At 65.2% G+C, this 12,885-nt stretch carries 12 protein-coding genes and 2 pseudogenes; 3 read left to right on the forward strand and 11 right to left on the reverse strand.

Going from position 1 to position 12,885, the window contains the following annotated elements; genetic code table 11:
• Nucleotides 1-47 precede the first annotated feature (47 nt).
• Nucleotides 48-638 carry a histidine phosphatase family protein gene (locus D1793_RS16435; RefSeq protein WP_240407698.1) on the forward strand — a complete coding sequence of 197 codons (591 nt, stop codon included), beginning with the start codon at nucleotides 48-50 and terminating at the stop codon, nucleotides 636-638.
• Nucleotides 639-756: 118 nt separating this feature from the next.
• Nucleotides 757-1,245: a hypothetical protein gene (locus tag D1793_RS16440; protein WP_119023103.1), complete on the forward strand. Its 489-nt coding sequence runs from the start codon at nucleotides 757-759 to the stop codon at nucleotides 1,243-1,245.
• Between the two features lie 27 nt (nucleotides 1,246-1,272).
• On the opposite strand, the pseudogene D1793_RS16445 reads toward D1793_RS16440, so the two are convergent.
• From D1793_RS16445 to hemE, 10 genes and pseudogenes are all read right to left on the reverse strand, one after another.
• Nucleotides 1,273-1,743: pseudogene (locus tag D1793_RS16445) on the reverse strand (amino acid ABC transporter ATP-binding protein); the annotation flags it as partial.
• Between the two features lie 59 nt (nucleotides 1,744-1,802).
• The gene (locus D1793_RS16455) at nucleotides 1,803-3,092 is read right to left on the reverse strand and encodes an ISL3 family transposase (protein ID WP_040460797.1); all 1,290 of its coding nucleotides are present in this window, start codon (nucleotides 3,090-3,092) and stop codon (nucleotides 1,803-1,805) included.
• Between the two features lie 3 nt (nucleotides 3,093-3,095).
• Nucleotides 3,096-3,650 carry a TetR/AcrR family transcriptional regulator gene (locus tag D1793_RS16460; protein WP_068811892.1) on the reverse strand — a complete coding sequence of 185 codons (555 nt, stop codon included), beginning with the start codon at nucleotides 3,648-3,650 and terminating at the stop codon, nucleotides 3,096-3,098.
• A gap of 412 nt (nucleotides 3,651-4,062) precedes the next feature.
• Nucleotides 4,063-4,548, reverse strand: a complete 486-nt coding sequence (locus tag D1793_RS16470) for a small multi-drug export protein (protein ID WP_068811893.1) — start codon at nucleotides 4,546-4,548, stop codon at nucleotides 4,063-4,065.
• Between the two features lie 147 nt (nucleotides 4,549-4,695).
• A pseudogene (locus D1793_RS16475) lies at nucleotides 4,696-4,962 on the reverse strand (ATP-binding cassette domain-containing protein); the annotation flags it as partial.
• 51 nt (nucleotides 4,963-5,013) lie between these two features.
• Nucleotides 5,014-6,114 (reverse strand): amino acid ABC transporter permease, encoded by a 1,101-nt coding sequence (locus D1793_RS16480; RefSeq protein ID WP_119023104.1) that lies wholly within the window; start codon nucleotides 6,112-6,114, stop codon nucleotides 5,014-5,016.
• Between the two features lie 9 nt (nucleotides 6,115-6,123).
• Nucleotides 6,124-7,317 (reverse strand): amino acid ABC transporter permease, encoded by a 1,194-nt coding sequence (locus tag D1793_RS16485; protein WP_119023105.1) that lies wholly within the window; start codon nucleotides 7,315-7,317, stop codon nucleotides 6,124-6,126.
• 113 nt (nucleotides 7,318-7,430) lie between these two features.
• Nucleotides 7,431-8,459: an amino acid ABC transporter substrate-binding protein gene (locus D1793_RS16490; protein ID WP_119023106.1), complete on the reverse strand. Its 1,029-nt coding sequence runs from the start codon at nucleotides 8,457-8,459 to the stop codon at nucleotides 7,431-7,433.
• Between the two features lie 227 nt (nucleotides 8,460-8,686).
• Nucleotides 8,687-9,064, reverse strand: a complete 378-nt coding sequence (locus D1793_RS16495; protein ID WP_119023107.1) for a VanZ family protein — start codon at nucleotides 9,062-9,064, stop codon at nucleotides 8,687-8,689.
• Nucleotides 9,057-10,133, reverse strand: a complete 1,077-nt coding sequence (hemE, locus tag D1793_RS16500) for a uroporphyrinogen decarboxylase (protein ID WP_119023108.1) — start codon at nucleotides 10,131-10,133, stop codon at nucleotides 9,057-9,059. Before hemE ends, D1793_RS16495 begins: the two co-directional genes overlap by 8 nt.
• A 196-nt stretch (nucleotides 10,134-10,329) precedes the next feature.
• Here hemE and ribA point away from each other — a divergent pair, with 196 nt between their 5' ends.
• Nucleotides 10,330-10,965, forward strand: a complete 636-nt coding sequence (gene ribA / locus D1793_RS16505; RefSeq protein WP_110069058.1) for a GTP cyclohydrolase II — start codon at nucleotides 10,330-10,332, stop codon at nucleotides 10,963-10,965.
• Here the strand turns inward: ribA and dxs are convergent.
• A complete protein-coding gene (dxs, locus tag D1793_RS16510) occupies nucleotides 10,962-12,878 on the reverse strand; it encodes a 1-deoxy-D-xylulose-5-phosphate synthase (protein WP_119023109.1) in 1,917 nt (638 codons plus the stop codon). The genes ribA and dxs overlap by 4 nt on opposite strands.
• Nucleotides 12,879-12,885 lie beyond the last annotated feature (7 nt).

The raw sequence follows: 12,885 nt of genomic DNA on the forward strand, positions 1-12,885 counted from the left end.
TTGATCTGGGATAGCATCCGAGAACGTCCCCACGATACGGCCAGCACATGTCGACCCCGTCTCTCCCCACTCATCCCCCCCGCCGCAACCGCTACCTGCTGATGCGCCACGGCCACAGCGAGGCCAACGCCCGGGGGCTGATCATCAGCACCCCGGAGCGTGGCCTGGCAGGCTTCGGGCTCTCGAGCCAGGGCCAGGCCCAGCTGGCGGAGCTGCTGGACGACTGGCGCTGGCCACGCCCCGAACGCCTGCTGCATTCCGACTTCCGCCGCACCACCGAGACCGCCGAGCGGGTCGCCCGGCACTTCGGCCTTGCCCCTGAATCCCATGTCGGTCTTCGCGAGCGCAGCTTCGGCACCCTGGAAGGCCTGGCGGACAGCCATTACGCACACACCTGGACCCTGGATGCCGAGGACCCCGAGCACCAGGCCTTCGGCGTGGAGAGCGTCACCCGCGTGGCGAATCGCCTGCTCGCCGTGATCGCTGACCTGGAAGCCCAGGCGCAGGGACAGACCATCCTGCTGGTCAGCCACGGCGATCCGCTGCAGATCCTGCTCACCGCCCTGGAGGGGCGCCCGCTGAACGCCCATCGCGACCGCGCGCCGCTGGCACCGGCCAGCATCACGCTGCTGCCATGATGCCCGCATCGCGCGACGCCACGGCTGCAGCCGTGCACCATCTGCGGTAGCATCCCATCATCGCCGGCATGGACGTCGGCGCGCCTCATCGCCACGATGTGCCTCCGGGAGGACCCCGATGCAACAGTTCCTGTTTCCCCGCCGCCCGCTGTCCCGCGGCACCCTGCTCACCTGTCACCTGCTGCTGCAGCTCGCCCTCGCGGCCGGTGCCGCCCTGTGGCTGGCGCCCCGCACTCCCTGGCTCGCCCCGATGGGGTGGACGGAGGCCTGGCCAGCGCTGGCGCTGGGCGGCGGCCTGTGGCTGCTGGCCGCGGTGGCGCTGCGCCTGCTCGCCGAGCTGTGGCTGCTGCCCCACCATCTGGCCGGCCAGCTCGGCGCCGGGCCGGTGATCACCCGCTCCTTCGAGCGCCGCCCGGCGGTGCATGACCCCGGCACCGCCTGGACCAGCGACGCCCGCGCGCTGGCCCCCGACGACAGCGTGGTGGGCAGCGCCCGGGTACGGCGACCCGCCGAACCGCTGCGCACCCGGCAGGCCGCCCGGGAGCCCTCACTGGACCTGGCCGGCGGCCAGGTCGAGACCACGCCGGCCCGGGAACCGCGCCTCTAGGCCGAGGCAGCGCTCCACGGGCGCGGCTCAGTGACCGAGGATCTGGCTGAGGAAGAGCCGGGTCCGCTCCGACTGGGGCGCGTTGAAGAAGGGCCCAGGGGCGTTCTCCTCGATGATCTGCCCCTGGTCCATGAAGATCACCCGATCGGCCACGGTCTTGGCGAAGCCCATCTCGTGGGTCACGCAGAGCATGGTCATCCCCTCGCGGGCCAGCTCGATCATGACGTCGAGCACCTCCTTGATCATCTCCGGGTCCAGCGCCGAGGTGGGCTCGTCGAAGAGCATCACGTCCGGGTGCATGCAGAGCGAGCGGGCGATGGCCACCCGCTGCTGCTGGCCGCCGGAGAGCTGGCCCGGGTACTTGCGCGCCTGCTCGGCGATCTGCACCCGCTCCAGGTACTGCATCGCCTGGGCCTCGGCCTCGCGGCGCGACTTCTTCTGCACCCACATGGGCGAGAGGCAGCAGTTCTCCAGCACCGTCAGGTGGGGAAAGAGGTTGGGGTATACGGATTTAATGGTTGATGGGGCACCTTCACCCCACCAACCTGATACCTCCCTCAGATGGTTGATAGATCGACCCCGTAGTTGAGTTCCTCTGCGAAGTCCGGCAGTCCGTAACCGATGGTTTTCTTGTAGAACGGAGAGACCTTCGCAGTCGGGGCCTTCTTCTTGTGCTTCGTGGTGTAGAGCATTCGTGCCCGCATCACCTCAAAGGAATAACCACGCCCTTCACGGTTCTTGTCCTTGGCCAATCGGTTGATGGACTCCGTGTAAGCGTTGGTGACGGGAATATCCGTCTCGAAGTAGATCATGATCTCTTCGCGCCAGTTACACACCGCCCTGACCAGATCGCTCCAGACTTCCTTCTGGCCCTTCGGGATGGTGGCTATCCATTCGTCCAGGGCGGCTTCTGCCTGGGGCCGTGTGGTAGCATTCCAGATGCCGTAGAAGCGCTCCTTGTGCTCGTAGGCGGCCAGCAGTTGCGGGAATGCGCCTGTCCAGGTCTCCATGATGAGGCGCTCCCGGTCTGAGACTTCGTGAGCGCGTTTCAGCAGGATTTTCCGGTCTCCCTTAAGGGTTCGGCTCTGTGAGGGCTTCAGCTCCTTTCTGAGGCCCTTGCGCACCTTCTCCAGCGCATCGTTGGCCATACGCACCACATGGAACTTATCGACCACGATGCGGGCCTGTGGCAGCACCGCCTTGACCGCTGCCCGGTAGGGGTTCCACATGTCCATGCTGACGATCTCGACCTTCTGCCGGTCTTTGAGCTTCATCAGGTAGTTGGTCACCGCGTCCTGACGGCGGGTGGCCAGCAGGTCGAGCAGGGTTCGCTCCTCGATGTTGGTCAGGATGCAGCGGTAGCGCTTGTTCAGGTACAGCTCATCGATGCCCAGAATGCGAGGCGTCTCGAAGCGGTGCCAGCGCCCCAGGAACTCGACGCGGGCGTTAAAGATATCGCGTACCGTCTTCTCGTCCAAGCCGGTCTGCGCCGCCACGAAGGTGTAGGGGTGGTTGAAGGATTCCTTCTCCACGTACTCATGCAGCCGCAGCGTCATGCGGAAGCCATCCACCATCTCCGGTAGCTGGGGCCTGAAGGTGGTCTTGCAGGCCCGGCAGGTGTACCGACGGCGGACCACCCAAAGGGTGACCCGCTTGCCGTGAATGGGCAGATCCCGATAAGGAACATCACGCTTACCGAACCGCACGAGCTCACCCATCACGCCGCAGTCCTCGCAGGCGATTGGATCAGGCGCGTCCACTTGGAAGTGCATGTCTTCGTCGGTGTGTCGGCAGTCCAGTACTTGGTATGTTGACAAGTGGATTATGTTGGCAGAACCGATCACAATCAGTCAGCCCCTCTTGCGCGTAGCATCGAGCAGACTTTCTCGTATCTTTCCTATATTTGGAAGATTTATATCAGACAATGTTGCCATCCATAATCCATCAACAGTTAATCTTGTTATAGCTAAGTGATCATCCCCATCTGTCTGAAAATGTTTTCTTTGCATCTTGTTGAACCAGCTTGCCCAAATCGAACGAAGTTCTGATTCACCAATAGAAAGTACTGCTAAAGCCGTCCTTCTGTCATGCATTCCATCCCATGCTGAAGCCATTGAAAATTCAATATATGCACGTGTAAATGATCCGTACTCTTCAGGATCCTCAGCCATGTGTTGCTCTAAGTCTCTTTCAACTGAAAAAAGTAAATCATTGAACATTGCCAGTATTAAATCTTTTTTACAGGGGAAGTGATGCAAGAACCCGCCCTTTGTAACCCCAGCCATTTCAGATACACCCTGGACTGTCACTGCGGCCAAACCACGCTTGAGCGCAATAGAAACCCCTGCTTCTATAAGTTGCTTTTTTACAAGTTCTGGCTGTTTTTTCCTGCGATAGGATTCCATTGGCACCTCTTGGTATCTGTTAACTTTTTCTTCTTAATACGAAAATTAACGAAAATGTGGAGAGCTCGTGCCCCGTCCGCTGGTTAAACATGGGGATCGCTTGCCTACACAGTTTGCTGCGGCAGTCTATGCAGCAGGCGTCGGGTAGAAAGGATTGCAATAACTACGTAGAACAGGAATGCGGCGCCATGCAAACGCCCGAATAGCCATACACCGAGCTCGGTGGTCGCAGTTGCGTACTTTAGGAACATTCCGATCAGCAGGCCTGCCTATGTCAATCCTTCAAACAGGCAAACGATAGCGAAAAGCCGTCCTATCCCTTCTAGCTTCTTTATTCGATGACATGATTTCATTTGTGATTTACCTATACTTCTGGCTTAAACTTTGGGTTAAAAAAATCAAAAACTTCGTGTCAACTCACAAACGGCAATGCTCGACCTTCGACGAAACTTGCAAGCCCCAAGTTAGCTAATATGGCAAATACAAGCGAGCATATTAATATCGAAGCCGAAAACCAGATAACAACATTTCTTCTATTAGCTCCCGAAGCTATAGCAAAAGCCGAAGCAGCGTGAACTCCAATCAAGAACGGCCCAAGGAAAGCTAAACCAGGCACGCCGAATCGCTCAAAAATCACTCGCTTTCGAGATTTTTCATCCGCGACATCATCAACACCCTCAGATGGTGCTTTTTTGCGCCAGCGCTTAATCCAGGATTTTATTTTCTCTCCAGCATAAATCACTGGCAACAAGGTAATAAGGTTGCCCGCAAAGCCAACTAACGCCGCAGGCAACCAAGGTAAGCCAGCTAATACACCCAACGGGACGGCTAGCCATACTTCAAGTACAGGTGTCGCAGCTCCTATGAATACGCCCAAGTACAGCATTAACTCATTCATATTTGATCTTTCTCGTCAAAAAAAACGAACAATACCGTACGGACGGTATGTTTGCAAGAGGAAATCCTTTCAAGCAATCAGTTCTTCCGGTGTGGAGCAAGATCGAGCCGCGATGCACCTGACAAATCAACCAGATATTCCGGTTACCCAGAGGTTGAAGTGCTGGAACACCATGCCGACGCTGCGGCGGATCTGCTCGATGCGCTTGACGTCCTGGGTCAGCGGCACGCCGCCCACCACGATCTCCCCCTCCTGATGCTCCTCCAGGTGGTTGATGCAGCGGATCAGCGTCGACTTGCCGGAGCCCGAGGGGCCGCAGATGACGATGCGCTCGCCGCGCCTCACGGTGAGGTCGATATCGCGCAGCACATGGAAGTCGCCGTACCACTTGTTGACGCCGCGCATCTCCACCATGGGGGTCTCGGCGCCGGCCCGGGTTGCCTGTTCATTCATTGTTGTCGTTCCTTACCGCTTGTGGCCGGTATTCAGTTTGCGTTCAAGGTACTGGCTGTAGCGCGACATGCTGAAACAGAAGATCCAGAACATGAAGGCGGCGAAGATGTAGCCCTCCAGGGCGAAGCCCAGCCAGCGGGAGTCCGAGAGTGCCGCCTGGACGATGCCCAGCAGGTCGAAGAGCCCGATGATCATCACCAGGGTGGTGTCCTTGAACAGCGAGATGAAGGTGTTGACGATGCCGGGGATCATCATCTTCAGCGCCTGGGGCAGCACGATCAGCCCCATGCGCATCCAGTAGCCCATGCCCAGTGCCGCGGCCGCCTCCTCCTGCCCCTTGGGAATCGCCTGCAGGCCGCCACGCACCACCTCGGCCATGTAGGCGCTCTGGAACAGGGTGATGCCGATCAGCGCGCGCACCAGGCGGTCGACGCTGACCCCGGTGGGCAGGAACAGCGGCAACATCACCGAGGCCATGAACAGGATGGTGATCAGCGGCACCCCCCGCCAGAACTCGATGAACACCACGCAGAAGCTCTTGACGATGGGCATCTGCGAACGGCGGCCGAGGGCCAGCAGGATGCCGATCGGCAGCGCCGCCACCATCCCCACCACGGCGAGGATCAGGGTCAGCATCAGCCCGCCCCAGCGGTGGGTCTCCACCACCCGCAGGCCGAAGTAGCCGCCGTAGAGCAGCACATAGGCGACCACCGGGAAGCCCACCAGGGTGGCGACGGCCACCCAACGCTTGAAGGGCAGCCGCGGAATGGCCAGCCAGGCGATCAGCGCCGCGAAGCCGGCGAAGACGATGTTCACCCGCCACAGCTCGGCCCGCGGGTAGAGCCCGTAGATGAACTGGGTCAGGCGGGCATTGATGAAGACCCAGCAGGCCCCCTCCCGGGAGCAGTCGTCGCGGCTGGTGCCCACCCAGTCGGCATCGATGATTGCCCACTGGATCGTCGGCGCCAGCAGCAGGTAGAGCAGGTAGAGGCCCAGCAGGGTGAACACGCTGTTGATCGGGCCGCTGAACAGGTTGGCTCGCAGCCAGGCCAGGAGGCCCACGGTACGGATCGGCGCCGGTCGCGCCTCGATCATCTTGTCGCGAATCGTCATGGCGCTCTCCTAGCGTTCCACCAGCGCCACGCGGGCGTTGAACCAGTTCATGAACAGCGAGACCAGCAGGCTGATGGTGAGATAGACCGCCATGGTCATGGCGATCACCTCGATGGCCTGGCCGGTCTGGTTCAGGGTGGTGCCGGCGAACACCGAGACCAGGTCCGGATAGCCGATGGCGGTAGCCAGCGAAGAGTTCTTGATCAGGTTGAGGTACTGGCTGGTGAGCGGCGGGATGATCACCCGCAGCGCCTGGGGGATCACCACCAGCCGCAGCACCAGCCCCTGGGGCAGGCTGAGGGCCTGGGCCGCCTCGGTCTGGCCGTGGGGAATCGCCTGGATCCCCGAGCGCACGATCTCGGCGATGAACGAGGCGGTGTAGATGGAGAGCGCCACCCACAGGGCGAGGAACTCCGGGATTACCGTGATGCCGCCGCGGAAGTTGAAGCCGCGCAGCTCCGGCACCTCCCAGGTCACCGGCACCCCGGTGACGACCAGCACGGCGAGCGGCAGGCCGACGATCAGCGCCAGCGAGATCCAGCCCGCCGGCAGCCGCCGCCCGGTGGCCTCGTGGCGCCGACGGTTCCAGACCACCAGCACGATGCTGGCCACCACCGCCACCAGGGTGGCCAGCGGCACCAGCCCGAAGCCCGACTCGAACTGCGGTTCCGGCAGGTAGAGGCCGCGCACGTTGAGGAAGATCACCTCGCCGAAGCTGAGGCTGTCGCGGGCCGCCGGCAGGGTCCGCAGCACCGCGAAGTACCAGAAGAAGATCTGCAGCAGCAGCGGGATGTTGCGGAAGGTCTCGATATAGCCGCTGGCCAACCGGGCGATCAGCCAGTTGGGCGAGAGCCGGGCGATGCCCACGGTGAAGCCGATGACGGTCGCCGCCAGCACCCCCAGGGCCGAGACCAGCAGGGTATTGAGCAGTCCCACCAGGAAGGTGCGACCATAGGTGCTCTGGGAGGAGTAGTCGATCAGGCTCTGGACGATGCCGAAGCCCGCGGTGTTGCCCAGGAAGCCGAAGCCGGTGGTGATGCCTCGCGCGGCAAGGTTGTCCTGGGTGTTGCCGATGATGGTGAGCAGGAAGGCCGCCACGGCGGCCAGCAGCAGCACCTGGAAGAAGAGCGCCCGCTTGGCGCGGTCGCGCCAGAACGGGGGGCGTGGGCCCGCGGGGCGGCGGGCCGGGTGTCGAACGGACATGGGAAGTCTCCGCCTGGATCCGTCAAGCAGGATTCACGCCGGCCGCCCCGGATCTGCCGGGACGGCCAGCGGGGAAGGCGCCGGGGCGAGGGGTGCCGCCCCGGCCTCCGGGCTCAGCGGATCGGCGGAGCGTACTGGATGCCGCCGTCGGTCCACAGGGCGTTGAGCCCGCGCTCGATCTCCAGCGGGGAGTCCATGCCGACGTTGCGCTCGAAGCTCTCGCCGTAGTTCCCCACCTGCTTGACGATCTGGTAGGCCCAGTCGGCGGAGAGGCCCATGCCCTCGCCGTAGTTGCCGTCCTGGCCCAGCAGGCGGGCGATGTCCGGATCCTCGGACTCGAGCATCTCGTCGACGTTGTCGCTGGTGATGCCCATCTCCTCGGCGTTGAGCATGGCGAACAGCGACCACTTCACGATGTTGAACCACTGGTCATCGCCCTGGCGCACCACCGGGCCCAGCGGCTCCTTGGAGATGATCTCCGGCAGGATCTTGGAGGCGTCCGGATCGGAGAGCTGGATGCGCAGCGCGGCCAGCTGGGAGGTATCCGAGGTGAGCACGTCGCAGCGGCCGGCCTCGTAGCCGCCCACGGTCTGCTCGGAGGTATCGAAGACGATGGGGTCGAACTCCATGCCGTTGGCGCGGAAGTAGTCGGCCACGTTGAGCTCGGTGGTGGTGCCGGACTGCACGCAGATCGCCGCCCCGTCGAGCTCCTGGGCGCTGTCGATGCCCATCTCGGTGTGGATCATGAAGCCGATGCCGTCGTAGAAGGTCACCCCGGTGAAGTTGAGGCCCAGGGTGGTGTCGCGGGTGGTGGTCCAGGTGGTGTTGCGGGAGAGCACGTCCACCTCGCCGGACTGTAGCGCGGTGAAGCGCTCCACGGCGTTGAGCGACACGTAGCGCACCGCCTCGGCGTCGCCGAAGACCGCGGCGGCCACGGCGCGACAGACGTCGACGTCCAGGCCCTGCCACTCGCCCTCGTCATCCGGGGCCGAGAAGCCCGGGAGACCGTCGCTGACGCCACACTGCACCGCCCCGCGGTTGCGGGTCTCCTCCAGAGTGGAGGCCTGGGCGACACCGGCGGCGGCCAGGGTCAGGGCGCCGGCGGAGGCCAGCAGCATCAGCTTGTTCTTCTTGTTGAGCATGGGGATCGTCCCTCGCTAGATGAGATCGTTGTCCATTGTTGAGACGTGCCGGAGCACGTCTCTGGACACTAGCAAGGATCGTTCCAACCCGGTTAGCCTGCCGCGATCGCGCCATTTCAACGCAAGCGGCGGCTGCCCCGCCCGGGTGCCGCGCACCATATCGCGCGGCCGTGCGAAGCCGCTCACCATTCGGGTGCATGCGCGGACGAGGGTCGCCTGGGCGGGGCTCAGCGCAGCCAGCGCCGGAAGGCGGCCAGCAGCAGCACCGCGAAGGCGGCGCCGAGGGAGTTGGCGAGGATATCGGCCCAGTCGCCGCCGCTGCGGCCCGGCACCGGGATCTGGGCGACTTCGATGGCGATGCCGTAGAGCACGGCAACCAGGAAGGCGAGCGGCAGGCGCACCCCGGCCAGGCCGATCAGGCCGGCCAGCCCCGCGTAGCCGAGGAAGTGGTTGGCCTTGTCCCAGGGCAGGTTCGAGGGCATCTGGCTGCCCGGCGTCAGGCTGCCCAGGGCGATGGCCAGCGCCCCCAGAACGGCCAGCGCCGCCCATAGGCGGCGCCGGTCGTGCAGACGTTCAAGCCGGGTCAGCAGGGGCCTCTCAGCCATGCTGGATCCGGCGATGGTAGGCCGGGCTCAGCTCGTGCAGCGCCTCCATGAAGGCGGTGACGTTGTCCGGGTTGGTGAACTGGCTGATGCCGTGGCCCAGGTTGAAGACGTGGCCGGGCCCTGCGCCATAGCTGTCGAGGATGCGCGCCACCTCGGCACGAATCGCCGCGGGGCGGGCAAACAGCACGTTGGGGTCCAGGTTGCCCTGCAGGGCCACCTTGTGGCCGACTCGGGCGCGGGCGTCGGACAATTCCGTCGTCCAGTCCAGGCCCACCGCATCGGGGCCCGCCAGGGCGATGTCCTCGAGCCACTGGCCGCCGTTCTTGGTGAACAGGATCACCGGTACCTTGCGCCCGTCGTGCTCGCGGATCAGGCCGGCGACGATCTGCTCCATGTAGCGCAGCGAGAACTCCAGATAGGCCGGGGTGGAGAGCACGCCGCCCCAGGTATCGAAGATCTGCACCGCCTGGGCGCCGGCGCGAATCTGGGCGTTGAGGTACTCGGTGACCGCCGTGGCCAGGGTGTCGAGCAGGTCATGCATCACGCTGGGCGTGTCGTAGAGCATGGTCTTGACGTGGCGGAAGTCCTTGCTGGAGCTGCCCTCCACCATGTAGGTGGCGAGCGTCCAGGGGCTGCCGGAGAAGCCGATCAGCGGCACCCGGCCGTTGAGCTCGCGGCGGATGGTGGAGACCGCCCGCATCACGTAGTCCAGATCGCGCTCGGCGTCGGGCACGCTGAGCGCCGCCACATCCTCGGCGGTGCGCACCGGCTTGCGGAATTTCGGCCCCTCGCCGGTCTCGAAGTAGAGCCCCAGGCCCATGGCATCGGGGATGGTCAGGATATCCGAGAAGAGGATCGCCGCGTCCAGCGGATAGCGCTCCAGCGGCTGCAGGGTCACCTCGCAGGCCAGGTCATGGTTGCGGCAGAGATCCATGAAGTCGCCGGCCTCGGCGCGGGTGGCGCGGTACTCCGGCAGGTAGCGGCCGGCCTGGCGCATCATCCATACCGGGGTGCGGTCCACAGGCTGACGCGCCAGGGCGCGCAGAAAGCGATCGTTCTTGAGTTCCATGCAGGCGGTCATCCACGGGAAATGTCGCGCCATTGTAGCGCATCACCGCACGCCAGGCTTGACCGAGGCCAAGCTCCACGGTGGCGGCCGCGCCGGCTCGGCCTGATCTCAACCTGCCCGTGAGCCACGCCGCCGTTCCTGCTAGAATGGCCCACCACTCTGCGGCACCGCCCGCGGCCTGATACCGAGGTACCCAGTGACGATTCGCTTCATCGCCGCCTCTCGACTGCCCACCCCCTGGGCCACCTTCACCATGCACGGCTTCGAGGACGAGGCCACCGGCAAGGACCATATCGCCCTGACCCTGGGCGACGTGGCCGACGGCGAGCCGGTGCTGGGGCGGGTCCACTCCGAGTGCCTGACCGGCGACGCCCTCTTCTCGATGCGCTGCGACTGCGGCTACCAGCTCCAGGAGGCGCTCAAGCGCATCGCCGACGAGGGGCGCGGGGTGCTGCTCTACCTGCGTCAGGAGGGGCGCGGTATCGGCCTGCTCAACAAGATCCGTGCGTACCACCTGCAGGACCAGGGGGCCGATACCGTGGAGGCCAACGAGCAGCTCGGCTTCGGCGCCGACCTGCGTCGCTACGATCTCTGCGTGCCGATGCTCGAGCACCTGGGCATCGCCTCGCTCAGGCTGATGACCAACAACCCGCGCAAGGTCGAGGCCCTGACCAGCGCCGGCGTGCACATCGCGGAACGCGTGCCACTGACCACCGGGCTCAACCCCCACAACGAGCAGTACCTCTCCACCAAGGCCGGCAAGCTCGGCCACATGATGGCGCTGGGCGACTTCACCCAGGCCAGCGACGTGGATATCGAACGCAAGGGCTAGCCCAGCCGCGCCCTGATCGCCGCCTCGATGCCCGCGGCATCCAGGCCGCACTCGGCGAGCAGCTCGGCGGGCTTGCCGTGCTCCACATAGGCGTCCGGCAGCCCCAGGGTGAGCAGCGCCGCCTGCACGCCCTCGGCGGCCAGCAGCTCGCCCACCGCGCTGCCGGCGCCGCCGGCCACCACGTTCTCCTCCAGGGTCACCAGCAGGTCGTGGCCCTCGGCCGCGGCCAGGATCGCCTCGCGGTCCAGGGGCTTGATGCTGCGCATGTTGAGGTGGGTGGCGTCGAGGCGCTCGGCCACCTCGGCGGCCGGCGTGTTGAGGCTGCCGAAGGCCAGCAGGGCCACGCGCCGCCCCGGCTCGGCGCCGCTCTCGCGGCGCGTCTCGGCCTGGCCGATCGGCATCGGCTCCAGGTGGGTAGGGATCGTGACGCCCGGGCCGGTACCGCGGGGGTAGCGCACCGCGGCGGGGCCGGGGTGGTGGTAGGCGGCGCTCAGCATGGCGCGGCACTCCGCCTCGTCGGCGGGCGCCAGCACCACCAGCCCGGGCACGCAGCGCAGGAAGGAGAGGTCCAGGCTGCCGTGGTGGGTAGGGCCGTCCTCGCCCACCAGGCCGGCGCGATCGATGGCGAAGGTGACGTCGAGGTCCTGCACCGCCACGTCGTGGATCAGCTGGTCGTAGCCGCGCTGCAGGAAGGTGGAGTAGATCGCCACCACCGGCTTCATGCCCTCGCAGGCCATGCCGGCGGCCAGCGTCACCGCGTGCTGCTCGGCGATGGCCACGTCGAAGTAGCGCTCGGGATGCTCCCGGGAGAAGCGCACGAGGTCGGAGCCCTCACGCATGGCCGGGGTGATGCCGATCAATCGCTCATCGGCCGCCGCCATGTCGCACAGCCAGTCGCCGAAGACGTTGCAGTACTTCTTCTTCGACGCGGCGGGCTTGAGCGGCGGCAGCGTTTCGCCGTGCTTCTCCGGCTCGCTCTTTTCCAGCTTGGTGATGGCGTGGTAGCCGATGGGGTCGGCCTCGGCGGGCAGGAAGCCGCGCCCCTTGCGGGTGCGCACGTGGAGGAACTGCGGTCCCTCGAGGTCGCGCAGGTTGCGCAGGGTCTGCACCAGCAGCGGCAGGTCGTGGCCGTCGATGGGGCCGATGTAGTTGAAGCCCATCTCCTCGAAGAGGGTGGCCGGACTGACCATGCCCTTCATGTGCTCCTCGGTGCGCCGCGCCAGCTCCAGGGCCCCGGGCAGGTGGGAGAGCACCTTCTTGCCCCCCTCGCGCATGGTCAGGTAGGGCTTGCTGGAGAGGATCCGCGCCAGGTAGCTGGCGATGCCACCGACGTTCTCGGAGATCGACATCTCGTTGTCGTTGAGCACCACCAGCAGGTTGGCGTCCACGTGGCCGGCGTGGGCCAGGGCCTCGAAGGCCATGCCCGCGGTCAGGGCGCCGTCGCCGATCACCGCGCAGGTGCGCCGCGTCTCGCCGCGGGCCCGGGCGGCCAGCGCCATGCCCAGCGCCGCCGAGATGGAGGTGCTGGAGTGGCCCACCCCGAAGGTGTCGTACTCCGACTCGGCCCGGCGCGGAAAGGCCGCCAGGCCACCGTGGTGACGGATCCTCGGCATCGCCTCGCGGCGCCCGGTGAGGATCTTGTGGGGATAGGCCTGGTGGCCCACGTCCCACACCAGGCGGTCGTAGGGGGTCTCCAGCGCCTGGTGCAGCGCCACGGTAAGCTCCACGACGCCGAGGCCGGCCCCGAAGTGCCCCCCGGAGACCCCCACGCTGTAGAGCAGGTAGGCGCGCAGCTCGTCAGCCACCTGCGCCAGCTGCGCGGTGGACATGGCACGCAGCGCGGCCGGGGTGTCCAGGGTGTCGAGCAGCGGCGTGGCCGGACGCTCGGCGGGAATCTCGTCGAACAGCTTCATGGGCTCA

The sequence above is a fragment of the Halomonas sp. JS92-SW72 genome (assembly GCF_003547075.1).
Taxonomy (GTDB): Bacteria; Pseudomonadota; Gammaproteobacteria; order Pseudomonadales; family Halomonadaceae; genus Halomonas; species Halomonas alkalicola.

Coding starts and splice junctions, on each gene's coding strand:
- D1793_RS16435 (WP_240407698.1), top strand. CDS start 48: ATGTCGACCCCGTCTCTCCCCACTCATCCCCCCCGCCGCAACCGCTAC.
- D1793_RS16440 (WP_119023103.1), top strand. CDS start 757: ATGCAACAGTTCCTGTTTCCCCGCCGCCCGCTGTCCCGCGGCACCCTG.
- dxs (WP_119023109.1), bottom strand. CDS start 12,878: ATGAAGCTGTTCGACGAGATTCCCGCCGAGCGTCCGGCCACGCCGCTG.
- D1793_RS16485 (WP_119023105.1), bottom strand. CDS start 7,317: ATGTCCGTTCGACACCCGGCCCGCCGCCCCGCGGGCCCACGCCCCCCG.
- D1793_RS16495 (WP_119023107.1), bottom strand. CDS start 9,064: ATGGCTGAGAGGCCCCTGCTGACCCGGCTTGAACGTCTGCACGACCGG.
- hemE (WP_119023108.1), bottom strand. CDS start 10,133: ATGGAACTCAAGAACGATCGCTTTCTGCGCGCCCTGGCGCGTCAGCCT.
- D1793_RS16490 (WP_119023106.1), bottom strand. CDS start 8,459: ATGCTCAACAAGAAGAACAAGCTGATGCTGCTGGCCTCCGCCGGCGCC.
- D1793_RS16470 (WP_068811893.1), bottom strand. CDS start 4,548: ATGAATGAGTTAATGCTGTACTTGGGCGTATTCATAGGAGCTGCGACA.
- D1793_RS16460 (WP_068811892.1), bottom strand. CDS start 3,650: ATGGAATCCTATCGCAGGAAAAAACAGCCAGAACTTGTAAAAAAGCAA.
- D1793_RS16480 (WP_119023104.1), bottom strand. CDS start 6,114: ATGACGATTCGCGACAAGATGATCGAGGCGCGACCGGCGCCGATCCGT.